The following is a 24096-nucleotide window of genomic DNA, read 5'->3' as shown; positions in this document are numbered from 1 at the left end:
TATGAATGCGTTTATGGATCAGGTTACACAAACTTCAGTTTATTATATCGCCAAAGTTGCCCCTTCAGAGATCTTTGACGATTTGGATTGCAAAGGTAATTTGCTCTACATCAAGAGGGAAGACCTTCAGCTAGGCCATTCATTCAAGCTAAGAGGCGCTTTCAACTGCATATCAAAGCTATCCGCTGAGCGGCGCAATGCGGGTGTGGTTACTGCCTCTGCGGGAAACCATGCTATTGGGGTAGCCTTAGCCTGTCGTTTTTTTAAGTGTCCCGCTTACATTTTTGTGCCACTCACGACCCCACTGATAAAAATAGATACCATTAAGAGGCTCGGCGCTACGGTCTTTCAAACAGGCGCTGACTTTGAAGCCTGTAAGCTGATTGCGCTGTAGTACTCCGTTAAAAAGGCCAGCACGTTTGTACATCCTTACGACGATATTCAGGTGATTCTGGGCCAGGCTACTGTGGGCATGGAAGTGCTCAGCCAGATCCCAAATCTCGGTTACTTGTTCGTCCCTATAGGCGGAGGAGGGCTCGCGGCGGGAATCTCCAGTTATATGAAAGCGTGCGCCCCTCAGGTGAAGGTGATTGGAGTTGAGCCAAAAGGCGCGGCGGGTATGCAACATTCATTAGCAGAAGGTGCCGCGTCAGCAATTCCCAATGTCAATACTATATGTGACGGCGTCGCAGTCAGGCTGGTTGGTGAGCTTTGCTATGAGATGTGCAACCAAAATTTGGATAGTGTTATCACAGTCGATGACGCAGACGTGTACGCTACGATCTGCGAAGTCCACAGAAAACTTCGGTCGCTTCCAGAGCCTTCAGGGGCATTAGCTCTTGCAGGTGCCAGAAAGTATCTGCAGCAATACGATGTGAGGAATTCGATCTCAGTTTCCGTTATGACAGTAGCCAACATGGATTTGGCAAAATTAGTCGGTCTATCCCAACTCTACTCCGACCCCGTGGTGCCGCACGTCAGGGTCGCTGGCCGCGGTGAAGCGTCGCCCCTCCAATATCACCATGCGCAAGAAGTCGGCGGCTAATGGGCCTGACCAAAAGCAAGCGAACTCGGTAGCGATCTGCCTGAGTCCTTTCCTCGGATCAGTCAGTGCGTGCACGTCCATGATTGTGAAAGCCTTCCACATCCGCTCCGCCACGGCGACGAAGAGCGACTCCTTGCCTTCTGGGTACCGGTTGTACAGAGTCTGGCGGGTGACCGCTGCTGCCTTGGCGATCTCTTCCATGCTGGCTCCCTCGAAGCCCCGCTCGATGAACATCCTGCCTGCTGCCGCGAGAATTCTGACCGGGCGTGACGCGGTTTCACTCGGATTGAGGAGATCGTCGACGGGGGAGGGAGTGGCCACGTTCATTTTGTTTACCTGTAGCAGAGTGGGTTAAGTGTTACTGAAAGAGATGCGATCCGCCACCCATGTTTTGTCTGATTAACTTTACTTTACTGTAAAGAACCACTGCGCTGTTCTGGTGGGGATTAGTTGGCGCGGGATTATTTGGACAAAAATCTATCTGCGCCTGAAGCAATGGCCGGAAGGACGGTCGGACACGATTATTCGCAATGGGTACCTATGCTCTGAGAGAATTTCGCTGATAGATACCGACGCGTAGTGGACAAGGTTTTATCATCTGCTTCATCACGTGAATCAGGTAATCAAAGATGAATTGTCTGCGGCCGCTCTGTACCGACTGAATTGCTGTTTTTACCGCTATTATCGATGCAGTATTGAGAATTAGAGCTCGCCTGATATTAATGATAGTGCTCTGCTGCTAACTTGCACTCATGAGCTTCCGGGCGCCTACGTCGAGCTATGCCAGGCATTCGTCGATTATTCCAATGATCACCTCCCTCTTCGGTGGACTTAATATCACCGTGTGCGCTTGGACTCCCGAAAAAGTCAAACAAGCCTCGTCAAGCCAGAGGGAGATAACTAACCTAAGTTTTCGAGCTGCAAATGATTCGAAGTTGTTGAGCGGTTTGATTTATTGGTGGGCCGAATCTCTGAAAAAAACGGGTTTCAGAATCTGCACTCATTATATCATTTACGTTGTTCACGAAGCTGGGACAGATAATAGCTCTATCTTGAGCCTGCATTGAGAAGAGTTGGATAAATTGATCTGCCAGTTTGATCCGAGGTGCTGTCATCGATTAGCGAGGTCGAGGCTGCACTTGGTGTCGATGCAGCAAGGCGGTTAAGTCGCTAACGGTTCAACTGTGATTGGCGAAACTGAAGGGTGTCGTTCTGGATGTGCAAGGTTCTGGGAAACTTTTGAGGCCAGTCAAGCCGTAAACCGAGCGAGGCGCCACCGATGTATTCAGAATAATGTTTTCATTCCCCAATAGCGCAATGGCGCCTCTAGTCACTTTGCACTGGGATTGGAAGTCGATGAGCTGATTGATAGCAGCTTCGTTAAGCGATTTCGTCATCGCGAGCGCGAGGGGGCAGCAAGTCGAGCAACGGAAGTCTGAATCTCAGCATCGGCTTCGGCATCGACTGTGGTCGAGGTTCTGGGCATCGGAGTCTTCAGGTAGGGCGGGTGGGCAGTGAAATGGGCAGTCCGTTCACTCCCCTGCATGATTTGGCTTTCGGGACGGTTAGGTGTGCACCGTTCAAGCTCAAAAGGCATGTCGGCGGATCAGACTTTAGGGGTTTATTGAGTGAGCTGAGGCAAAAGTGGGTCAGGCAAGACGCCGTATTGGGGTAATCGACGGTGCACCAAGTTTTTTGGGACTTTAGGGAGGGCTGATGGCGGCGCTGCGAGGGGGGTTAGGAAGGCCTACGCTCTAGCGCAAAACTGCCTGGAACGCCCGGAATCATTGGCTGGAAGGTGGAGCGGGTAGAGGGAATCGAACCCTCAACTAAAGCTTGGGAAGCTTTCGTTTTACCACTAAACTATACCCGCTCTGGGAGCTGCTCTGAGCGGCTGACTTTGTACCAGAACCCTGCCTTGATTTGAAGCGCTAATTTCACCGCGCAGCGATTTCCCTCCTGATCACACCCCCCGCCAGCTGCACATGCGTGTGGACTGACGGAGAGGCGCTCACAGGTTTCAGAAGGCGAAAGCATGGTGACCCTGAACCCGGTTGTAGAAGCTGGATGACGCGTGTGCCGGTTGCAGGAAGTTCATGAGCGCCTGTTTCGAGTCGCGGCAGGCGGCCTTGTGTTCCATGTCCAGGAAGTGGCCTGTGGCTTCGATGGTGTTGAAGCTGCAGTTCTGCAGGTATCGGGAGAACTGCGCGGCGTCGTTCGCGGAGGTGTACTCGTCCCAGGCGCCATTGATGAAAAGCACCGGCACCTTGATGCGCTGCCCTGCTGTCAGGTATTTGTCCGGGTCAAGCTCCAGTACCTGACTGAAGTGATAGTGCATCTGGTCATATTCATGACCGTCCAGGCTGCTGACGTGGCGATAGTTGACGCGCTTGAACAGCGCCGGCAGGTGCTTGCCGATAGTGTTGTTGATCAAATGCCCCATGTCGTAACGGCTATGTGCGCCGAGGTAGTCGAGGCCTTTGTCCAGGTACTCGCGCATGGCACCGTTGATGACCGGGGAGAACGAGCTGATCACCGCGCTTTCGATGCGTCTAGGTTGATGCGCCAGTGCAACCAGCGTAGCTGCGCCGCCCCAGGAGAAGGACAGAACGTGCTCGGCGTTGAAATGGTCGATCAGTTCCAGCAACAGCTGACCTTCCTCTTCCCGGGTCAGCGGTGCGCCGTGCACGTTGTGTGGCTTGGACCTGCCCGAATAAGGCTGGTCATACAGCACCACGTTGAAGGTGGGGTAAAGGTTGCGGACGGTCTGAGCAAATGACGCGGTGGTGGCCAGTGAGCCGTTGACCAGAATGATGGTCTTTGCGGCGGCATCGGTGTGATAGAACTCGGTATAAACCCGAAACTGTCCTTGTATGTCCAGCACTGCTTTTTCTGGCGACATAGGTGTAACTCCTGGCGTAAACAGGTAGACGTGCACATGACGTTGCACGAGTTTCGTGACAGGCAGGCGATAGCCGATTAAAGGCCCATGTCGATCCGATAAGCTGTTCGACAGGTATTGTTATTGGCGGGCAATGTGTCGCGAACCAGCGGCTCGATACGACAAAGTGTTTTTTGGAATAATGGATTGACTCATCAGTCGCATAAGGACTGACAATCCCAGTCAAGCAGTCGATCCGTTAACCCGCAAGTGTCATTCGTACCTTGTTTGCGTAATCCGCCAAACGGTTGTGACTTTTCAGAACAGGCTGATTTCCGCAGCGTGCAACGCCCGGTAGCCGCCGGGTGCCAGGGCAGGGTCCAGCGCCAGCGCGCCAATATTCTCCCGGTGCAGGCGCAGCACTTTGTTATTGAAGTGACCGAACATCCGTTTCACCTGGTGATAACGACCTTCGACAATAGTCAGGCGTGCGCTACGTGGCCCCAGCAGGGTTAATTGCGCCGGTTGCGTGGTGATGTTCTCAAATGAAAAATACATACCGGCAGCGAATGTGGCTGCATAGCGTTCGTCGATCGGTTGTTCGGTCTCGACGTAATACACTTTGGGCATTTTGGTCTTCGGCTGGGTGAGGCGTCGTGACCATTGACCATCGTTGGTAATCAGCATCAGGCCAGTGGTGTTGAAGTCCAGCCGCCCGGCGATATGCAGCTCGTGTCTGTCAGGCTCGTCCAGCAAGTCGAGGACTGTCGGGTGCTGTGTATCAACTGTCGCGCTGACGCAGCCTTCAGGTTTGTGCAGCATGAAATAGCGGGCAGCTTTGCCGGCTTGCAGTATTTCCCCGTCGAGCGCTACGCGACTGAACTCGCGCACTTCGTGGTGCGGGTCGCTGGTTGTTTGCCCGTCTACCTGCACCCGCCCGCTGGCCAGCGCCAGGCGCACGCTTTTGCGATTGAGGCTTGGCAGGTTACTGAGGAAGCGATCAAGACGCATGGCGATAGTGGCTGATAGGGGATGGGGGGCGCATCCTACTTGTTGATCCGGTCGGCAGACTGGCCGGATGCGGCCTCCTCGATCCCGGCGCAACGCGGACACAGACACGCCTTGTCGCGGATGTCCGCAGGCAGGGCTTCAAGCAAAGCCGGGTCGATGCTTTCCGAAAAGCACCAGCAGGCCTGATCTGCCGTAAGCGGGTCAGCCAGGCTGCACTGGTTGTTGAAGCCGCACAGAGGGCAAAGGCGGGTGTCTTTCATGGCTATTGTCTTGCTCGATGATCGGGGCAGTTGGTGCAGGCGCTCCTGCCAATTGGCTATGTTGCAGGGGGATGATAAACCGGTGTGCGCCGCAACAGTGCAGATATTGCTGCGCATCGGCAGTGCACCAGCAGCACCCTGTCGTAATGGATGCCCTGTGTCGACAGGCTGTTGAACAGGTCGCTCAACGACGGTGGCGTCTTGCCGAAGCGGTTGCGTACCGTCAGTACATCCATTGGCGTTGGCGGTAACCAGCCCTTGAGGGGCGATGCGTTCGAGTTGCCTACCACCCGTGCAATATCGTCATAGGTTTCGTAACTGGTTGTCTGGAACTTGGACAGGCTGTAGTTCTTAAGCCTGCCGGGCAGTGAAGTGCCCGCGATTATCTTGTCCGTCATCAGCAATGGCTCATGCGCGGCTACTGGATACATCAGGATATTTTCCTTTGTATTGGAAATGGCAAACGGCCGGGCATTCTTGTTGACGATACGGTGCAATTTGGGGTCGACCAATTCATAACCATGCGGCGCATAGGTGCGGATCTCCGTGCCGTTGGGGATCTTCACCGTCGCAGTCCACGGGGTGTAGTACCCGTGGGTGCTGACCACCAGTGTCCGCGCCTGACCTCTGTCCGACGTCCAGAGCAGGAACCGGCGGCCCAGCTTCCAGGCATGCACCGGCAACAAACCGGGCGACACTCTGCTGGTGATGGTCCAGCGTTTTAGCAGGGCGTCGGTATGAAAGAATTTTTCCAGTCGTGTATGGCGCGGTTTTAATGGCCGCGCGCCTAAATGGCTGGAGCCTCGTGAGCCACCGGACAACACTAAAGACGCCCCCGCTGTATGACCGGCAGGTTTGACGATTTTGGTCAATGTGCGCAGTAGTCTCGGTGTCTGCGGCCCAAGCTGTAACAAGCCCAGCGATAATGTTGCCAGCAACGCCTGATTCTTTTCTGCGTAACGACTGCCCGGCAAATTCGCGGAGGCAATACTCAGTGCAGTAAGTCCGACATCCGCTGCAAGCGACGTTAAAAACGCCGGTGTCAGCAACAGAGACATGGGCACCAGCAAACGCTGTAAGTGGTGTAGGCGGTCTGTCCAGTACGTCAGCGAAACCTGTGCGGAGGTCACGATCTGCTCTTCTGCATCAGCCAGCGAATTCTGTTTCAGGAGTTGATGCAGATAACCGAACGGCGAGCCCTCCAGTTTTTTTTCACACAATGAGTGGTGCAGGGCTTTTCGAGCGTCTGGGTTGTACAGCGCATCCGTCCACGGGCGCAGGATGGAGACGGGCGGACCGGGTGCCTGAACGCCGCCCCATAGCTTGAACAGGTAGTCCAGACGTTGGTGATGGCGCACGGGAACGTAGCGCATCACGGCTTCACGCCAGTCCGGTTGGGCGGTCTTCAGGTTCAGATAGCGTTCAAGTGCATCGCCGTCCGTAAACTCGATAAAGGCTTCGGGATACCCAGGCTGATAGAGCACCTTCGGTTTACCGGGTTGCTCAAGTATCAACAGCCCGGTGTATTGATGTTCCATGCCGTCGATCAGCGAGCCCTGAACGAAGAAGCCAAGTACCGGCCAGTGATTGGGCGCAGAAGGGGCGAGCGCTTCAACGACTTGATCGAAACCGCTGCGTTTGAGGCTGCCGCGCTTCAGGCTGATCAGCGCCTGATGGATGAAGGCTGATTTGAGTGCCTGTTCGATGGCTTCTTTTTGCTGCCCCCAGAATTCTTGAATACGTTTGGTCATCCAGTTCAGAAAATCGAATGCCTTGATATAGTCTTCAAGTGCCTGCGGCGTGATCGCCAAACTCTGGCCTTGAGCGCGTACGCCCTGGCCGGTGGTGTCGAGAAAGACCTCTGTAATACCGTCGTGATCAATGTAGCCCTGAGGAGCATCCACCCGGTAGTTGATCACCAGCGCTTCGCTCAGGCTGATCGGTTTTTCATCGGGCGTGTGAACATGCGTGGGTGGATTGCGGGCTCCGCCCAGCGGGCTGATAGAGTTACCGGATTGATAGGCGATGAACACGTGGTCAGGGTTGAGCGTCAGACCGTGATGTTCCAGCAGATAAGTCTCCATGACCTGCGCAGCCATTCTGGAGGCCGAGGGGATGTGTTCCTGAAGAGCAGGGTTGGTCTGCCAGAGGTCTACCGCCCCGGCCAGCTTGAGGCTGCGCGATACCGTCTTCAGCAGGTCGATGTTCTGGCTGTTGAGCTGTGTCTCGGCAAATGATGCCTGGGTCAGTTCGGTAAAAACGTCTTCTGCGAGCAGCGGCGCGCTGGCAACTATGCCTGCGTCCTGATCAAGCGCATGCAACGCGTAGCCATAGAGCCTCGAGGCATTCAGGGCCGCCAGCAGCCTGTTGGTCATCTGGTCCGGATCATCGCTGATGTATTCGATGACGTTGCCCTTGGCACTCAGTATGTGAATGAAACAGTGGGAGGTGGTTTTCGACCTGACCTGAAAAATTCCCGGCACCGTTTCGCCGTTGAGTGACAAGATTCGAACCTCGGATTTCTCACCGCGGCCGCTCTGTTCCAGTGTCGCTACGTCGGCAGGGAAATCACTCAGCCCCAGAGCGTCCAGCGTCAGGAAATAGCCGTCGCGGCTGATGTGCCCGTGGAAGAACCGGTGAGCCAGCCCATCCAGAAAACCCAACCGCGACAAGGTGCGGCAGGTGACTGTGTGTCGTGTCCTGAAAGCCTCCAGAGCCATGCTGTAGTCGCGATCCAGCGGTGTCTCGCTGAGCCACTTGAGCACCTGCCTTGCGCGGGAGTATCAGTTTTTTTGTGTTCGGGCTGGTTAGGGCCTGCCGTCAGGCAGGCCCTTGTTTTACCAGCTCGGTCTGGTAAATCGGTCTCCGTACAGGATCGCAAATTGATTCATTGCCACTTTCCAGTCGTGTGCCGCATGACCCCAGTTGGCGGTGATGTTGCGCAACCCAAGCCATATCAGTTTCGTCGCAGCCTCATCGGTCGGGAAGTGCCCTCGAGTCTTGATGATCTTGCGTAACTGGGCATTGATGCTCTCGATGGCATTGGTCGTGTAAACCACTTTGCGAATGCCCGCCGGAAAAACAAAAAACGGTATAACCCGATCCCAGGCGCGACGCCATGCAGCAACTACAGTCGGATACTGCTTGCCCCAGGGGCCCGCTTCAAAGGCGTTAAGCTCTTGCTCAGCCACATCGGCATTGATCGCCTGGTAGATCGGCTTGAGTGCTTTGGCCAGTGCCCGACGTTTATCCCAAGCGGCATAGTCCAAGCTGTTGCGGATCAGATGCACGATGCAGGTTTGCAGCGTCGTGGCAGGAAAAACCGCCCCCAACGCCTCCGGTATTCCTTTGAGGCCATCCGTGACGGCGATCAGAACATCTTCAACGCCACGAGTCTTGAGGTCGTTGAACACCTTCATCCAAAACTTGGCACCCTCGGTGCTCTCGATCCATATACCCAGAATGTCGCGCGTGCCATCAGGTAATACCCCCAGCGCCAGATAAATAGCCTTGTTGCACACTAACCCCTCGTCCCGGATTTTGACCCGTAACGCATCGAAGAAGATCACCGGATACATCGGTTCCAAGGGTCGTTGCTGCCAAGCGCCCACCTCTTCCATGACCGCATCGGTGACTGAGCTGATGAAGTCATGGGACACGTCAGTTCCATACTGCTCAGATAGAAAAGCGCGGATCTCACGCACCGTCATGCCCCGGGCGTACATGGCAATTATCTTGTCGTCGAAGCCTGTAAAACGTCGTTCGTGCTTGGGAATCAGGATCGGGGCGAAGCTACCATCGCGGTCTCTGGGGATATCCAGGCGAAGCGGCCCGTCGTCGGTCAGAACCGTCTTGCTGCTTTTGCCATTGCGCTGATTGGTCGCCCCCTCAGGGCGCTCCGCGCCCTGAGGGTAACCAAGGTGGTGACCCAGCTCGGCGCCTAGCGCACGCTCGATCAGAGCCTTCTTGAACGCCATGGACGCGTCTTGAATGGCTTCGGCGCTCATCGGGCCTTTAACAAACTGCTCGATCAGCTCTTGGGGAATCGAGGGCAACTCCCTCGCTGTTGCATTGGCGGACTTCTTTTTGGTCGGCATACATGCACCTCTAGCTACATGTTATGCCCGAACACAAAATTTCTGACAGTCTCCACGCCGTAGGCGTCACAGATAAACCCGGTCTCCCAGCGGCCATCGGCCAGTTGCACCTTACCCAGGCCCAGCGGTGCCGGAATGCCGGTCAGAAACGAACCCAGCTCGACACTGGGCAACTCCCAGACTTCCACCTCAATGGCCACACCGTCTTCGGCCACCCGTACCATGCCTGGACGAAAAGGCGGGCCACCGGCCAGCGCGAACAATTTATAGTCGGCTGAGCTGTGTGTGCACTCCAGCAAACGGGCACCGCGTCGCTTGAGCTGCCAGTTCAACGCCAGTCCGTCCAGGTGCGCGCCGCAGACCACCAGCCGGGCCATATCGTTACCTGCTACGGTCTTCGGCGCGGGCAATCGAGGTGCTTCACCGCCGATCAAAGACAGGTCGGTGTGCCGCTGGAAAGCATCGGCCAGACTGAGCAGGTATTGATCGGTGAATGCCCGTCCGAACAACGTAATGCCCCACGGCAGACCGTTGCTCATGAAGGCACTGGGTACGGCGATGGCGGCGTAGTCGAGCAGGTTGACGAAGTTCGTGTAATAGCCCAGCTCCGAATTGCGCAGCACTGGCTCGGCAGCCAGTTCTGCTGAAGTTACCGGGCGGCCGATGCTCGGCGTTACCACACAATCCAGCCCTTCAAGCGCCCGATCGCAAATCACCTTGAGCGCCTGTAGACGGTATTGCGCCCGAAACGTATCGACCCCGCTGATCTGGGGTGCCTTGGCCAGCACGTCGCGGATCACCGGCAATACCGCGTCAGGGTGTTCTTCCATTAACTGCCCGGCGACGCTGTAGCGTTCGGCCACCCACGGCCCCTCGTACAACAACCGCGCCGCTTCGAGAAACGGTGACAGGTCTACCGTGACAGCTTCGCCGCCCAGCGCAGTGAGATGGGCGATGGCCGCGCTGAACAGCCTCGGTCCTTCGTTACAGCCAAAGAATTCCAGGTCTTCGGCGCGTGGTACGCCGAAGCGAAACGGTCGAGGTGCGCCGAATGCCGAAAGGTCATTCCACTGCGGGTTGCGTCGGCTGTATTCATCGTGCGGATCAAGCGTGGCAACCAGCCCCAGCAACTGGCTGGCTTCCCTTGCTGTGGCAGTAAAGATCGACACGCAATCCTGCGTACGGCAAGCGGGTACGACACCTGCGGTGGAAATAAGCCCCTTGCTGGCTTTCAGCCCCACCAGATTGTTCAACGCTGCGGGCACACGGCCCGAACCCGCCGTGTCAGTGCCCAGCGAGAAGCTACTGACCTCCAGCGCGACGGCCAGTGACGAACCAGAGCTTGAGCCGCCGGACGGGTACTCTTTCAAGACACTGTTGGGGCAGGCACCATAGGGCGAGCGGCTGCCATTCAGGCCGGTGGCGAACTGGTCCAGATTGGTCTTGCCCATGGGCACCGCCCCCAGCGCGATCAATTGCTCGACGATGGTCGCCGAGCGCGCTGGCGTGTAGGCGTACGCCGGGCAGGCAGCGGTGGTCGCAATGGCGGCCAGATCAATGTTGTCCTTGATCGCGAAGGGCACGCCATACAGTGGCAGGCTTTGAATATCGCGATTTTCCAGTGCGGCCAGATAGGGCTCCAGTTCAGCCGGGCTGAGCAGGTGAATGAACAGGTGGTAATCCGCATTGAGCGTTGCGGCTTTTTCCCGTAGCGCCAGAATCAGCTGGCGTGGGGAAATCTGGCCGGACAGGTAAGCAGTGCGTACGGTATCCAGGCGCAGGTCGTTGGGCAGTGCTGAGTCGTTCATGACGCAATTCCATTGAAAGTGAAAAGTTGATCGGTTCAGTCTGCTGCCAGCACCACCACCCGCTGCCCTGCGCGTACTGCCGAGCCGGGTTGCACCCTGACTTCCTGCACCACACCTGCGACTGGCGCGAGCAGGGGGATTTCCATTTTCATGGACTCCAGAATCACCAGCACATCACCCGCTTCGACACGCTCGCCGGGTTGCACCTGGACCTGCCAGAGATTGCCAGCGATGTGGCTGTCGACGCCTTGTTGGCCCGTTTGCAGTGGCAACTCTTCGGTGTTTGGCGCGACGCCTTCATCGCTCTGAAAGTCGGCCTGGCCGTTGGCGATCCAGCGTTCGCGTTCGGCGTTGAACGCGGACTGTTGCTGAGCACGGAATGCCGTGATGCCTTCGGCTTCGCGGGTCAGGAAGGCCTGGTAGTCAGCCATGTTCAAGGTGCTGTGTTCGATGTTCAGATCGAAGCGGCCCAGCGGGAAATCGCGACGGATGCGTAGCAATTCGTCGGCGCTGACCGGGTAGAAGCGGATCTGGTCGAAAAAGCGCAGCAGCCATGGCTTGCCCTCGAAGGCGGCAACGTCACGGTAGCGATTCCACATCTGCAGCGTGCGGCCGACGAATTGATAGCCGCCGGGGCCTTCCATGCCGTACACGCACATGTAGGCACCGCCGATGCCGACCGAATTCTCGGCGGTCCAGGTGCGCGCCGGATTGTACTTGGTGGTCACTAATCGATGACGCGGGTCCAAAGGCGTGGCGACCGGTGCGCCGAGGTACACATCGCCCAGCCCCATGACCAGATAACTGGCGTCGAACACCGTACGCTGCACCTCGTCAAGATTGGGCAGGTCGTTGATGCGCCGGATAAATTCCAGATTGCTCGGGCACCACGGTGCGTCCTTGCGCACGGTGGTCATGTACTTCTCGATGGCCAGCTGACAGGCCGGATCATCCCAGGACAACGGCAGATGAACGATGCGCGACGCCACTTGCAGGTCTTTCGCTGCGCACAATGCGTCCCACTCTCCAGCGACGATGTCGAGCAATTGCCGGAGCGGCAGTTGTTCGGGGCGGTAATGGACTTGCAGCGAGCGAATACCTGGCGTCAGGTCAATCACGCCCCCCAGTTGCTTGGCCTCCAGCGCCAGCATCAAGGCATGGCCGCGCAGACGCAGCACCAGATCCAGCTCTGGCGCCCCGATTTCCAGGAGCAGGTGGGTATCGCCGGACAAGCGTGCAACCAGGCGTTTATCGTCCTGACCTATGTCGAGAATGACCGGGGAGGGCAAATCCTCTATGCGCACAGCTTCGCACCCACAGGAGTTCGCGGTGCCTTGAAGGCGCGCGGTGCCCTGTAGGAGCGGACTTGTCCGCGAAGAGGGCGGTACAGTCGATGTATTTTCTGCATCTGGAATATAGCCTTCGCGGACAAGTTCGCTCCTAATGGAGTCCGCGGTGCCTTGTGGGAGCGGACTTGTCCGCGAAGAGGGCGGTACAGTCGATTGATCTGCTGCGTCAGGAATATAGCCTTCGCGAACAAGTTCGCTCCCACATCGTTCTGCATGACATGCCTCGACACTCACCGGATAAAACCGGACCTTGTCACCAGCCTTCAACTGCCCCAGCTGCCACAAGTCCGCTTCGATGATAGTCACCGGGCATACGAACCCACCCAGGCTAGGTCCATCCGGGCCCAGGATTACGGGCATATCGCCGGTGAAATCCACCGCGCCGATCGCATAGGGGTTATCGTGAATATTGGACGGGTGCAGACCTGCCTCGCCACCGTCAGCGCGCACCCATTCGGGTTTCGGGCCGATCAGGCGCACGCCGGTACGGCTGGAGTTGAAATGCACTTCCCAGTCGGTTGCAAAAAATGTCTCTATGTACGCTTCGGTAAAGTATTCCGGCGCAGCATGGGGGCCGTAAATGACCCTTATACGGCGAATGTCAGGCAGCGCTTCAAGTGCGTCATCGGCAATCCGCTGGCCCGCGCTACGATCCACCAATGGCGCAATGTGCAACACATCACCGGCCCGCAACGCCCGCCCGCCATGCCCGCCGAACTGGCCGAGGGTAAAGGTGCTTTTGCTGCCCAGATAATCCGGCATCTCCAGCCCGCCACGTACGCACAGGTAGCTGCGTACGCCGGCACCTGCAATGGTGCCCAGCGCAAGGGTCGAGCCTGCGCACACCAGCAGCGCGGTGTTCATGGCGCGGGGTTCGCCATCGAGCGTGATCGGGATCTGCGCACCGGTCACGGCAATCACGGCATCGGTATTAAAGCGCAGCAACGGCCCGCTCATGGTGATTTCCAGCGCAGCGCATCCTTCGGCATTGCCCAGCAGGCCATTGCCCTGGCGCAACGCGCGGCTGTCCATCGGCCCGGATGGCGGTACACCGACGGCCCAGTAACCCAGCCGCCCCGGATAATCCTGAACGCTGGTCTGCGTGCCGCCGCTCAACACTTCGAAGGTGTCAGCGTGATACACCAGACCTTCCAGGCAGCGGGTCCACGGCTGACCACTGGAGAACGGCGTGTCGGCAATGATCTGGCGCAGGTAGTCGCGATTGGTCTCGACCCCGTACAGGCGCGTTTCGTTCAGCGCATCGATCAGCCCGGTGCTGGCCTGCTCGCGGGTCTGCGCCCAACTGATCAGCTTGGCAATCATCGGGTCAAAGTACGGCGGTATCTCGCAGCCCGCTTCAACCCAGGTGTCGATGCGCAGTGCATGGCCATCGGCAGGCGGAAAATTCACCGCCGTCAGCAGGCCGGGGCAGGGCTGGAAGTCGCGGCCCGGATCTTCCGCGTACAGCCGTGCCTGAATGGCATGGCCGGACGGTTTCAGGCCGGCCTGCAATTGCTCCAGTGGCGGCAGGTCTCCGGCAGCCAGTTGTACCATCCAGCTGACCAGATCTACCCCCCACACCTGCTCGGTGACGCCGTGTTCGACCTGCAGACGAGTATTTACTTCCAGAAAGTAGAAGCGCTGATCCTCACTGTCGAAGACGAATTCGACGGTGCCTGCGCTGCGGTAATTGACCGCTCTGGCGAGTTTGATGGCTGCCGCGCAAAGTTCATCGGCCATGCCGTCGGGCAGGTTGGGGGCCGGGGTTTCTTCCAGCACTTTCTGGTTGCGGCGTTGCACTGAGCAGTCACGTACGCCGAGCGCCAGCACCTCGCCCTGGCCGTCGCCAAACACCTGCACTTCCAGATGGCGGGCACGCTGAATGTATTTCTCGATGAACACGCCCGCGTCGCTGAAATTGTTCTGGCCGAGGCGCTTCACCGCCTCGAACGAGTCGGCCAGCTCTTCAGCGCTACGGCACACTCGCATGCCGATGCCGCCACCGCCTGCAGTGCTCTTGAGCATGACCGGATAGCCGATATCACGCGCCGCTGCGATGGCTGACTCCACGCTGTCGAGCAGTTCGGTGCCTTCCAGCATGGGCACGCCGTGCTGTCTGGCCAGTGCGCGAGCGGTGTGCTTGAGGCCGAATACGCGCAGTTGCTCGGGCGTTGGCCCGACGAAGGCGATACCGGCGTCTTCGCAGGCTTGGGCAAACGCAGCGTTTTCGGAGAGAAACCCGTAGCCAGGATGAATGGCTCCGGCACCGCTGGCTTTGGCGATGGCGAGGATCTTGTCCATCGCCAGATAAGTCCCCGCTGCGCCGCCTTCGCCCAGGCTGTGGGCTTCGTCGGCCTGCATCAGGTGCAGGCTTGCGGCGTCGGCTTCGGAATACACCGCCACACCTTTCACCTGCAAAGTGCGCAGGGTCCGCAGGATACGGCAGGCAATGGCGCCACGGTTGGCGATCAGCAGTTTGTCGAACATGGCATAACCCCGGAAACCCAGACGCGCTCGGTTTCGTGATGGGAAGCGGGCCGTCCCGCTATTGATCTATCTACGCAACGGTCGTCCGTTGCTGAGGGCTGGTGCCGGGTCAGTCGCGAATCAGCAACTGCGCAGGCGTCGGGTTGTAGCCGTTGCAGGGGTTGTTGAGCTGCGGACAGTTGGAAATCAGCACGATCACGTCCATCTCGGCGCGCAGTTCAACGTACTTGCCGGGCGCGGAAATACCGTCTTCGAAGGTCAGGCCGCCTTCGGCTGTCACCGGCACGTTCATGAAGAAATTGATGTTCGGACCGATGTCGGCCTTGGTCAGACGCCCGTCGTGCAGGCAGGCGCGCAGGTAGTTGTCGCGGCAGCTGTGCATGTAGCGTTTTTCCAGGGCGTAGCGCACGGTGTTGCTCTCTTGCGCGCATGCGCCACCGAGCGTGTCGTGGCGACCGCAGGTGTCATCGACAATGGTCAGCATCGGCTGACCGAGGTTGGAAAACAGCACGCTGCCGGTGGTCAGGTACACGCTGTTCTGGTGGCGCAAGGTGCGTTGTACGTCGTAGCGTTCACGCGGGTTGGCGAGACTGAAAAACAGCGTATCGACCGCCTGGTTGCCTTGCAGATCGAGGATGCGCACGGTCTGTCCGGCCTTGACTTCGGCCAGGAACGGCTCGCCTGCCGGTATGGTTGCGTCGCAGCAAATGTGAGTGTGTGAATTCATGACAGGGCTCCTCAGGCGAACAGGCGGTCGGTGTTGATGAAGCCGCGCTCGTTTTCCGGGCGCGAGGTGCGGCAGTGCTCGGCAACGCTGGCGTCGGCCTTCATCCAGCTGAGTCTGAGCGGTTGTGGGGCGTATTCCGGGTTGGGGTCCATCGGATGTTGCAAGGCGGTCAGCACCACCAGCGTGTCCATCGGTGCGTACAGCTCGATGTAGTTACCGGCTTTCGAGTTGTTCGGGGCGAAGTGCAGGATTCCTGCCTCGTCGACATCGACGCGGCTGAACAGGTTGAGGGTCATCAGCAGGTCGGACAGCCCCAGCCCCCATTTGCCCAGCTCGACCAACAGGTTGTCGACGCCATTGCGAAAGAAGCCGTTGCGCAGTTCCTGATAGCGGCCCTGACCGTATTTTTCAGCGACTTCCTGAGCATTGAGCACGCCGCCAATGCTGTCGCTCCAGCCACAGGTGTCGGTGACGATGGCCGCCAGCACGCGGCCCATGTCCGAATACAGGCAATGGCCGTTGCTCAACCTGGCGGTGTGCTGGCATTTGAGGCTGTCGGGCAGGTTCAGCCGCTCGGTTTTTTCGTGAGCGTTGAGCAGAGTCAGGCTGACGTTGGCGTTGCCGTGCAGGTCGGTCAGGCGCAGCAGTTCGCCGCGCTTGAGGATGAACGAACGATGGCCGCCACCGGGCAGCAGTTCTTCGGCGAAAACCGGATAAAGCGTGGTTGAGTCAGTCATTGAACGGGCTCCTCTGAAACGTTGAGCAGCGAATCGATGGCGGCGCGCTCGGCGCGGCGTTCGCTGTTGAGGGGGATGTCGTAAGTGATGCGCGCGCCATAGGCTCCGGGCGCGTGCGGGTCGTGGCGGACCTTGTCGAATACCAGCAGGCGGGTGCCGAGGTTGAAGCCTTCGGACAGGTCGTGGGTGACCATGAACACGGTCAGTTTCGTTTCGCGCCACAGGTCCAGCAGCAGGTGATGCATGTCCTTGCGGATACCGGGGTCGAGCGCGCCGAACGGCTCGTCCAGCAGCAGCACGCGGGGGTTTCATGATCAGCGCCTGAGCAATGGCCAGACGCTGCTGCATGCCGCCGGACAATTGCGTGGGGTACTTATCCAGCGCATGCCCCAGGCCAACCTTGCCAAGCAGTTGCGCGGCGTGCTCGCGTGCCTCGCTTTTTGCCTGGCCGAACAGTCGGCCCAGCCACGCCGAGCGGGGCAGTTCCAGACCCAGCGCCACGTTGTCCAGCACCGACAGGTGCGGGAACACTGAATAGCGCTGAAACACCACGCCACGGCTGGCGTCTGGCTCATTGCGCAGGGCCTTGCCGTCCAGCGTGATCAGTCCACGGCTCGGCGTTTCCTGACCCAGCAGCAGGCGCAGAAAAGTCGACTTGCCGCAGCCCGATGCGCCGACCAGCGTGCAGAACTCGCCTTCTGCTACGTCCAGATTCAGGCCTTCAAGCACCACCTGATCGTCGTATTGTTGCCAGACATTACGCACACTGATAAAGCTCATGTCCGCGCCCCTTCGTACCAAGGAAAGGCGCGTCGGGTCAGGGCTTTGAGGCCCCAGTCCATCAGCCAGGCAAGCAGGGTGATCCACACCACATACGGCAGAATCACGTCCATCGCCAGGTAGCGGCGGACCAGAAAGATCCGGTAACCCAGACCGTCAGTAGAGGCGATGGCCTCGGCGGCGATCAGGAACAGCCACGCCGAACCCAGCACCAGGCGCAGGGCAATCAATAGACGCGGCAGCAACTGCGGCAGGACTACCCGCAGGATCAGCGTCCAGGTCGAGGCGCCGAGGGTCTGCGCCTTGATCAGCAGCTCGACCGGAATTTCCCGGGCACGCTGTTCCAGATCACGGGCCAGAATCGGCGTGATGCCGATCACGATCAGCATCACTTTCGACAGCTCGCCCAGGCCGAAGACGATGAACAGAATCGGCAGGATCGCCAGCGGCGGCACCATCGACATTACTGTCAACAAGGGCGACAGCGGCGCACCGAACAGCGGCAGGATGCCCGCCGCAATGCCCAGGCACAGGCCCAACAGCGCGCTGATTCCCAAGCCGATGGCCAGACGTTGCAGGCTCGATGCCGTGTCCTGCCACAGCAGGTAGTCGCCGCTGCGGGTATCGGCAACAAACGCCATGCGTTTGACCGCATCGGCCATCTGTACTGCGCTGGGCAGCAGTTTGTCGGTGGGGTTTTCCGCAAGCCGGGTGGCCGAGCCCATGAAGTAGGCGAATAGCAACAGGGCGAACGGCAGGATCACCAGAATCAGGCGACCGGCACGGTCCGGATGGCGGTTTATCAAACGCATGGCAATGACCTTTCTACTGAACGTGATTTACAGCTTGCCGTCGACGGCCATCTGCACGTAGCTGGGGTCAAAGTGCAGCTTGAGATTGCCCTTGTCGCCGAGCATCACGCCATTGGCGAACGACATGCCGACCGCATTGGCATCGCGTGCGCCTTCACCGAGCAAACCGTGGGCGAACGAGAAGTCAGCCACCTTGCGCTGGGTGTCCGGCAGCTGTTTGCTGGTCGCGAACTCAAGGGCTTCCTTGGGCGTGGCAAACAGCTTGGTGGTGTCCAGTTGCGCCTGGAAGCCGGCCAGATCGGTGCCCGATGCCTTGGCCATGTGTTCCAGCGCAGCCTTGCTCTGAGCGTTTTTGGCATTCATCAGCGCGACCACTTCAAACCAGGCACCGGTCAGGGCTTTACCCAGCGCCGGGTTGTCCTTCAGGGTCTGAGTGTTGACGACCATCATGTCCATGATCTCGCCAGGAATCTGACTGGAGTTGAACACTTCGGTCACGCCGGGTTTGGCTTTAATGTCCGACAGCATCGGGTTCCAGGTGGTAACGGCCTGCACCTCATCGGTATTGAAGGCTGCCGAGATATCGGCATCCGAGGTGTTGACGACCTTCAGGTCTTTTTCGCTGAGCTTGACGCTGTCCGGCGCCCGGGCCAGCAGGTAGTGAGACACCGACAGCTCGACCAGGTTGACGTCCATGCCTTTCAGGTCGGCGACTTTTTTGCCCTCGCCCTTGAGCACGATGCCGTCGTTGCCATTGGAGAAATCGCTGACGATCAGTGCCGTGCTTTCCACACCGCCCGCAGCCGGAATGGTCAGTGCGTCCATGTTGGTCATGGTGCAGCCATCGAACTGGCCAGCGGTGTACTGGTTGATGGATTCGACGTAGTCATTGAGCTGGGTGACATCGATCTTGATGCCGTATTTTTTCGCCCACTTGTCGACGATGCCCTGGCTACCAGCGTATTCCCACGGCATCCAGCCTGCGTAAATGGTCCAGCAGACATTGAAGTGATCTTTTTGGGCGGCATTCGCCGAGAGGCTCAACGCAGCAAGCAGGCCTGCCGTGAGCAGACCGAAGAGACGAGACTTTTGCATGTTGAGAAATCTCCAGTAGTGAAAAAAGGCGGCCAGGAGCAACGTGACACCACTGGTGTCCCTGTCTCCCGGGCTTTTGTCCCGCCGTGTAACCTCTACTGGAGGTCGCCAACTCTCGGACCAGCCACTTGCCTGTCGGCAAGCCGGAACCCTAGTCGGCTATTGCAAATTGTGGTGCCGCGAACCTGTGTTGACTCCTGCACGCCATTCATCAAGCGAGACTTGTGCCAACTCGCCAAGGCCTTTGTTTTTCAAGGCCTGCCCGGACCATCGCAGGTCAGCCCCAAGGGAAACTGCCTTGTGCTGGTGCGTAACCGCACTGTGTTGATGCATGGGTGCTTTGAAATGTTTTGTAGCATCTTTGCAGGAAGTCGAAACATGCCTGCATGCCCCGGCTTTAGAGCCCTTGAGTGAAGGATGGCCATCATCTTTAGTAGGGTTTACACGCTGCGCCAACGCACTAGATTCCCTTTTCGGTGTCTGAACTTCTGTCCGTCAACCGCTTTGGCGGACGCCGATCAGCGTCGCTGATTCGTGCCCAATCGCGGTCCAGGAGGCCGCCATGTATCGAAGACCCTTGCTTATCACGTTGCTGACCCTTTTCCTTACCGGTTGCTACGCAGGCCCTGGTTACTACGAATCCGATGTGTACACGCAGCCGACAACCGTCGTCGGTGGCGCTTACGCGTACGACAATGGCTACCGCTCCACCTACTATCAGGAGCAGCGCATCTATGTAGCGCCTCAGCCACGCTATTACACCCAACCACGCTACTACGTCCCGGCACCGCGTTATTACGCGCCGCCGCCAGTGCCACGCTACTACCAGCCGGGACGCCCACCGGGTTATGGCTGGAGAAACGACGGCTTTCGCGGCAATGGCGGTTTTGGGCGTAATGACGGCGTTCGAGGCAATGGTGGTTTCGGACGCAATGACGGCTTCCGCGGCGACCGAGGCAACCGCGGCTGGGAGGACCATGGCGGTCGAGGCGGACGCGATGGCCGTGATCATGGACGAGGCGGGCGCGGTGATGGTCGGGGCGGGCATCGGTAGCTGAAACCTGCGCTCACTGCCATGCCAGAGCGGTGAGCTGGCTGCTGCGAACTGACTATCGTGCCGACGCTCCGCGTCGGCACTTCTTTCTGGACGCTCTGCGTCCGATCGTAAAGGCGCATGTAGAAACCGGCATTGACTTTGCTGCCGGGCTTTTCTAGTGTCCGCGCATTGTTTTTACCGGATGTAACCATGACTAGCGACGACCGCATCAAGCTTGAGCCCATCTGGAAGGAAGCGCTGCGCGATGAATTCGAGCAGCCCTATATGGCGCAGTTGCGCGAGTTTCTGCGCCAGGAGCATGCCGCGGGTAAAGAGATCTATCCGCCTGGGCCGCTGATTTTCAATGCGCTGAATTCGACGCCGCTCAACAATGTGAAAGTGGTGATCCTCGGTCAGGACCCGTATCACGGTCCGAATCAGGCTCACGGCCTGTGTTTCTCGGTGCAGCCAGGCGTGCCGACACCGCCGTCACTGGTCAATATCTATAAAGAACTCAAACGCGACCTGAATATCGACATTCCCAATCACGGCTGCCTGCAATCATGGGCTGATCAGGGCGTGCTGTTGCTTAACACGACTCTTACCGTCGAGCGCGCCAACGCAGCTTCGCATGCGGGAAAAGGCTGGCAGCACTTCACGGACCGGATCATTCAAGTGGTCAGCGAGCATCAGCCGCATCTGGTGTTCCTGCTGTGGGGCGCTCATGCGCAGAGCAAGCAGAAACTGGTCGATGCGACCAAGCACCTGGTGCTGACCTCTGTCCATCCTTCGCCGTTGTCAGCCTACAAAGGCTTCCTGGGTAACGGGCATTTCGGGCGTGCCAACAAGTACCTTGAGCAAAACGGCATCGAGCCAATCGACTGGCGCTTGCCCGTTCTCTGATCAAAGTGCTTCTGATTGGGCTCAGTCAGCGAACCGCTTGTTCCAGCGCCGGTACAGCGGCTCGGCAAGAAACAGCACGAACAGCAGGCGCATGACCTGCATGGCCGTCACCAGGGGGACCGACAGTTGCAGCACTTCTGCGGTCAGGCTCATTTCGGCAATGCCACCGGGCATCATGCCCAGCGTCAGTGAGCGCAGGTCCAGGTGGGTGAGGGCGCTCAGCCCCAGCGCAGCCAGTGCGGCAATCAACATGGTCAGCGCAGTGCCCAACAGCGTACGCGCCAGAAACGATGGCGCACGCCGAAAGAATGCCCGATTGAAATGACAACCCAGCCCGCTGCCGATCAGTAGCTGACCCAGCTGGCTGGCACCGTTGGGCAAGCCGATTTTCAGGTCCCAGACCAAGCTCACTAAGGCACTGAGCAACAGAGGGCCGAACAGCCACGGGTTGGGTTGCTTGAGACGTTGCCACAGCCAGGCCAGTGCTGCGCCGACCGGCAGCAGGAATGCCAGCCAGCGCCAATCGACCGCTGTGGCATGCAGCGAAGGCGTACCGTCACCCAGCAGGTATTTGAAGATCGTCGGCACGCACAATACTACTGCCAGCACCCGAAGACTTTGCGCGGCTGCGACGCTGCTTAGCGTTGCACCGTTACGTGCGCCAAGGTTGACCATCTCCCCGGAACCGCCCGGCATGCTCGAAAAGAACGCCGTAGGGCGATCTTCTCCGGTGCGCAGCATCAGCCAGACGCCAACCAGACACGACAGACTGGTGACCAGCGCGCCGATGAAAATCAGCCCGAAATGCGCGAGCACCTGCTCGATAACCACTGGCGTGAAATGCAGACCGATGCCGATACCGATGATCAGTTGCCCGCATTTACGGCCACCCGGAATCTGCGCCAGTTGCCAGGGTGTCAGGCAGCGCACCAGGATGATTGCCAGCAACGAGCCAACCATCCACGGCAGCGGCCAGCCAACCTGGCTGGCGAGGTAGCCGCCGAGCAGACCGACCAGCGGCGTTGCCCACCATTGACGCAGTGACGAATCAGCCATGCGTTGCGGCAGTCTGCTGTTTTGCGCGCTTGCGCCAGATACGGATCAGCGGAAACAGCAGCATGAACACGGTCACCACCCAGACCCCGAGGGTGATCGGGCTGGCCCAGAGAATCCCCAGTTCGCCGTTGGAGATCGACAGGGCGCGCCGCAGGTTCTGCTCCATCAGACCACCGAGGATGAAACCGAGCAGAATCGGCGACAGCGGGAAATCCAGCTTGCGCAGGATGTAACCGAAGATGCCGATGCCGACCATCAGGAACAGGTCGAAGGTGGTAGCGTGCACTGCATACACACCGATGCCGGTAATGATTGCGATCACCGGCACCAGCGCCCAGTTCGGCACGGCGAGGATGCGCGTGAAGATACGGATCATCGGGATGTTGAGGATCACCAGCATGATGTTGGCGATGAACAACGAAGCGATCAGGCCCCATACGATGTCCGGTTGCTGTTGAAACAGCATCGGACCGGGCGTGATGTTGTACAGCGACAACGCGCCGATCATCACCGCCGTGGTGCCCGAGCCCGGAACACCCAGCGTCAGCATCGGCACCAATGCGCCGCAAGCGGTTGCCCCGATGGCGGTCTCGGGAGCTGCCAGACCGCGCATGTCGCCCTGGCCAAACTTGCCGCCAGGGCCGGCGATGCGTTTTTCCGTCATGTAAGCGACTGCGCTGGCCAGTGTCGCACCGGCACCCGGCAGTACGCCAAGAATGAAGCCCAGCAGACCGCAGCGAATGTTCACCACGAACACGGCAGCGGCTTCCTTGACGTTGAACATCATGCGCCCAGTGGCCTTGACCGCCTCTTGGCCGCGATGGGTCTTTTCCAGCAGCAACAGGATTTCACTGATTGAAAACAGACCCAGGACCAGCACCACGAACTGAATGCCGTCGGTCAGATGAATGTTGTCGCCGGTAAAACGGTACACCCCGCTGTTGGCATCAATGCCTACCGCAGACAGGAAAAGCCCGATCAGCGCGGCAATGAATGTCTTCAATGGCCTGTCACCGGCCATGCCGCCCAGGCATACGATGGCGAACACCATCAGTACGAAATATTCCGCCGGACCGAAGGCAATCGCCCACTTGGCGAGCAACGGCGCGAACAGCACCATGCCGCAAGTGGCGATGAATGCACCGATGAACGAACTTCATGCTGACAGCGACAGAGCGACGCCGGCCAGCCCCTGGCGTGCCATTGGATAGCCGTCCAGCGTGGTCATGACGGTGGACGCTTCGCCCGGAATGTTCAGCAGGATCGAACTGATACGTCCGCCGTATTCACAGCCCAGGTACACGGCCGCTAACAGAATCAGTGCCGATTCAGGCGGCAGGCCCAGCGCAAAGGCAATGGGGATCAGCAGCGCCACCCCGTTGATAGGCCCAAGCCCCGGCAGCAGGCCGACGACGGTACCAATCAATGTGCCGGACAGTGCGGTAATCAGGTTGTAAGGGGTGAGGGCGACGCCGAACCCCTGGCCCAGGTAGCTGAAAGTATCCATGTCAGTTCTCCAGAACGCTGAGCAGGCCTAAAGGCAAGGGAACGTCCATGGCCTTGTCGAATAACAGGTAAAGGCCGACGCTCATCAGAATCACCACCACCACGCTCGGCAGCCAGCGTCCGCCATACAGGCGTGCCATGGGAATGCCGATCAGGATGCTGCTGAGGATGAAGCCCAGGGGTTCGAACAGCCCGGCGAATATCAGCAGCAGAATGATGCATGCGCCAATCTTGATCAGGGTTTCACGGTCCAGTGCCGGTTCTTCCTCGGTGTGGACAATGGGTGTGGGCCGAATCAGCAGGTACAGCAGGGCGGCACCCATCAACCCGAGCATCAGCAGCGGGAAAGCGCGTGGTCCGACCGGTTCATAGGAGAACGGCGCTTGATAAGGCCAGGCCATAAGGGCCAGACCTGCGCATGCCAGTAGCAGTACGGCAGCAAAAATGCGTTGTATGACCATGAGAAGCTCCTGAGCCGCGCCCGCTGTGCGGGCGCAACTTAACGT

At 58.7% G+C, this 24096-nt stretch carries 16 protein-coding genes, 1 tRNA gene, 3 pseudogenes and 1 riboswitch; of the genes and pseudogenes, 3 read left to right on the top strand and 17 right to left on the bottom strand.

The window, feature by feature from the left end; translation table 11 throughout:
* The first annotated feature begins 1 nt into the window (after position 1).
* Positions 2 to 1045 (top strand): annotated as a pseudogene (locus tag FFH21_RS21270) (threonine/serine dehydratase).
* Here the strand turns inward: FFH21_RS21270 and FFH21_RS21265 are convergent.
* The 14 genes and pseudogenes from FFH21_RS21265 to FFH21_RS21195 form a co-directional block, all read right to left on the bottom strand.
* Positions 941 to 1372 (bottom strand): TetR/AcrR family transcriptional regulator, encoded by a 432-nt coding sequence (locus FFH21_RS21265; protein ID WP_004658279.1) that lies wholly within the window; start codon positions 1370 to 1372, stop codon positions 941 to 943. The pseudogene FFH21_RS21270 and the gene FFH21_RS21265 overlap by 105 nt on opposite strands.
* Positions 1373 to 2844: 1472 nt before the next feature.
* Positions 2845 to 2918, bottom strand: a tRNA-Gly gene (locus FFH21_RS21260).
* A gap of 147 nt (positions 2919 to 3065) precedes the next feature.
* Entirely contained in the window at positions 3066 to 3947 is an 882-nt protein-coding gene (locus tag FFH21_RS21255; RefSeq protein WP_011169370.1) for an alpha/beta fold hydrolase, read from the bottom strand.
* Positions 3948 to 4244: 297 nt separating this feature from the next.
* Positions 4245 to 4937, bottom strand: a complete 693-nt coding sequence (locus FFH21_RS21250; protein WP_004658277.1) for a pseudouridine synthase — start codon at positions 4935 to 4937, stop codon at positions 4245 to 4247.
* 35 nt (positions 4938 to 4972) lie between these two features.
* On the bottom strand, positions 4973 to 5197 hold the full coding sequence (locus tag FFH21_RS21245; RefSeq protein WP_004658276.1) for a cysteine-rich CWC family protein: 225 nt from the start codon (positions 5195 to 5197) through the stop codon (positions 4973 to 4975).
* A 56-nt stretch (positions 5198 to 5253) separates the two neighbouring features.
* Positions 5254 to 7962 carry a dermonecrotic toxin domain-containing protein gene (locus FFH21_RS21240; protein ID WP_230383645.1) on the bottom strand — a complete coding sequence of 903 codons (2709 nt, stop codon included), beginning with the start codon at positions 7960 to 7962 and terminating at the stop codon, positions 5254 to 5256.
* Between the two features lie 72 nt (positions 7963 to 8034).
* Positions 8035 to 9294 carry an IS256-like element ISPsy17 family transposase gene (locus tag FFH21_RS21230; protein WP_004663377.1) on the bottom strand — a complete coding sequence of 420 codons (1260 nt, stop codon included), beginning with the start codon at positions 9292 to 9294 and terminating at the stop codon, positions 8035 to 8037.
* Positions 9295 to 9308: 14 nt separating this feature from the next.
* A complete protein-coding gene (gene atzF, locus FFH21_RS21225; protein WP_011169368.1) occupies positions 9309 to 11102 on the bottom strand; it encodes an allophanate hydrolase in 1794 nt (597 codons plus the stop codon).
* Positions 11103 to 11137: 35 nt separating this feature from the next.
* On the bottom strand, positions 11138 to 14938 hold the full coding sequence (locus FFH21_RS21220; protein ID WP_011169367.1) for an urea carboxylase: 3801 nt from the start codon (positions 14936 to 14938) through the stop codon (positions 11138 to 11140).
* A gap of 109 nt (positions 14939 to 15047) precedes the next feature.
* Positions 15048 to 15665: an urea amidolyase associated protein UAAP2 gene (locus tag FFH21_RS21215; protein WP_004658269.1), complete on the bottom strand. Its 618-nt coding sequence runs from the start codon at positions 15663 to 15665 to the stop codon at positions 15048 to 15050.
* Positions 15666 to 15676: 11 nt separating this feature from the next.
* Entirely contained in the window at positions 15677 to 16402 is a 726-nt protein-coding gene (locus FFH21_RS21210) for an urea amidolyase associated protein UAAP1 (RefSeq protein WP_041924622.1), read from the bottom strand.
* A pseudogene (locus tag FFH21_RS21205) lies at positions 16399 to 17182 on the bottom strand (ABC transporter ATP-binding protein). Before FFH21_RS21205 ends, FFH21_RS21210 begins: the two are co-directional and overlap by 4 nt.
* Positions 17179 to 17994, bottom strand: coding sequence for an ABC transporter permease (locus FFH21_RS21200; protein ID WP_004642515.1), 816 nt, complete (start codon positions 17992 to 17994; stop codon positions 17179 to 17181). The pseudogene FFH21_RS21205 and the gene FFH21_RS21200 overlap by 4 nt, the downstream one beginning before the upstream one ends.
* A 27-nt stretch (positions 17995 to 18021) precedes the next feature.
* A complete protein-coding gene (locus tag FFH21_RS21195) occupies positions 18022 to 19089 on the bottom strand; it encodes a putative urea ABC transporter substrate-binding protein (protein WP_011169365.1) in 1068 nt (355 codons plus the stop codon).
* 63 nt (positions 19090 to 19152) lie between these two features.
* A riboswitch (guanidine-I (ykkC/yxkD leader) is annotated at positions 19153 to 19255 on the bottom strand.
* Between the two features lie 396 nt (positions 19256 to 19651).
* On the opposite strand from FFH21_RS21195, the gene FFH21_RS21185 reads away from it, so the two are divergent.
* Positions 19652 to 20143, top strand: a complete 492-nt coding sequence (locus FFH21_RS21185) for a hypothetical protein (protein WP_011169363.1) — start codon at positions 19652 to 19654, stop codon at positions 20141 to 20143.
* Positions 20144 to 20335: 192 nt separating this feature from the next.
* The gene (gene ung, locus FFH21_RS21180; RefSeq protein ID WP_011169361.1) at positions 20336 to 21028 is read left to right on the top strand and encodes a uracil-DNA glycosylase; all 693 of its coding nucleotides are present in this window, start codon (positions 20336 to 20338) and stop codon (positions 21026 to 21028) included.
* Positions 21029 to 21049: 21 nt separating this feature from the next.
* On the opposite strand, the gene FFH21_RS21175 is transcribed toward ung, so the two are convergent.
* The 3 genes and pseudogenes from FFH21_RS21175 to FFH21_RS21165 form a co-directional block, all read right to left on the bottom strand.
* Positions 21050 to 22084 (bottom strand): AbrB family transcriptional regulator, encoded by a 1035-nt coding sequence (locus FFH21_RS21175; RefSeq protein ID WP_011169360.1) that lies wholly within the window; start codon positions 22082 to 22084, stop codon positions 21050 to 21052.
* A pseudogene (locus tag FFH21_RS21170) lies at positions 22077 to 23591 on the bottom strand (tripartite tricarboxylate transporter permease). The gene FFH21_RS21175 and the pseudogene FFH21_RS21170 overlap by 8 nt, the downstream one beginning before the upstream one ends.
* 1 nt (position 23592) lies before the next feature.
* Entirely contained in the window at positions 23593 to 24051 is a 459-nt protein-coding gene (locus FFH21_RS21165) for a tripartite tricarboxylate transporter TctB family protein (RefSeq protein ID WP_005746607.1), read from the bottom strand.
* Positions 24052 to 24096 lie beyond the last annotated feature (45 nt).

Source organism: Pseudomonas sp. KBS0707, from assembly GCF_005937945.2.
GTDB classification, from domain to species: domain Bacteria; phylum Pseudomonadota; class Gammaproteobacteria; order Pseudomonadales; family Pseudomonadaceae; genus Aquipseudomonas; species Aquipseudomonas amygdali.
Note: the sequence above shows the minus strand (reverse complement) of the source record. Positions and strands in the feature narration are given on the sequence as shown.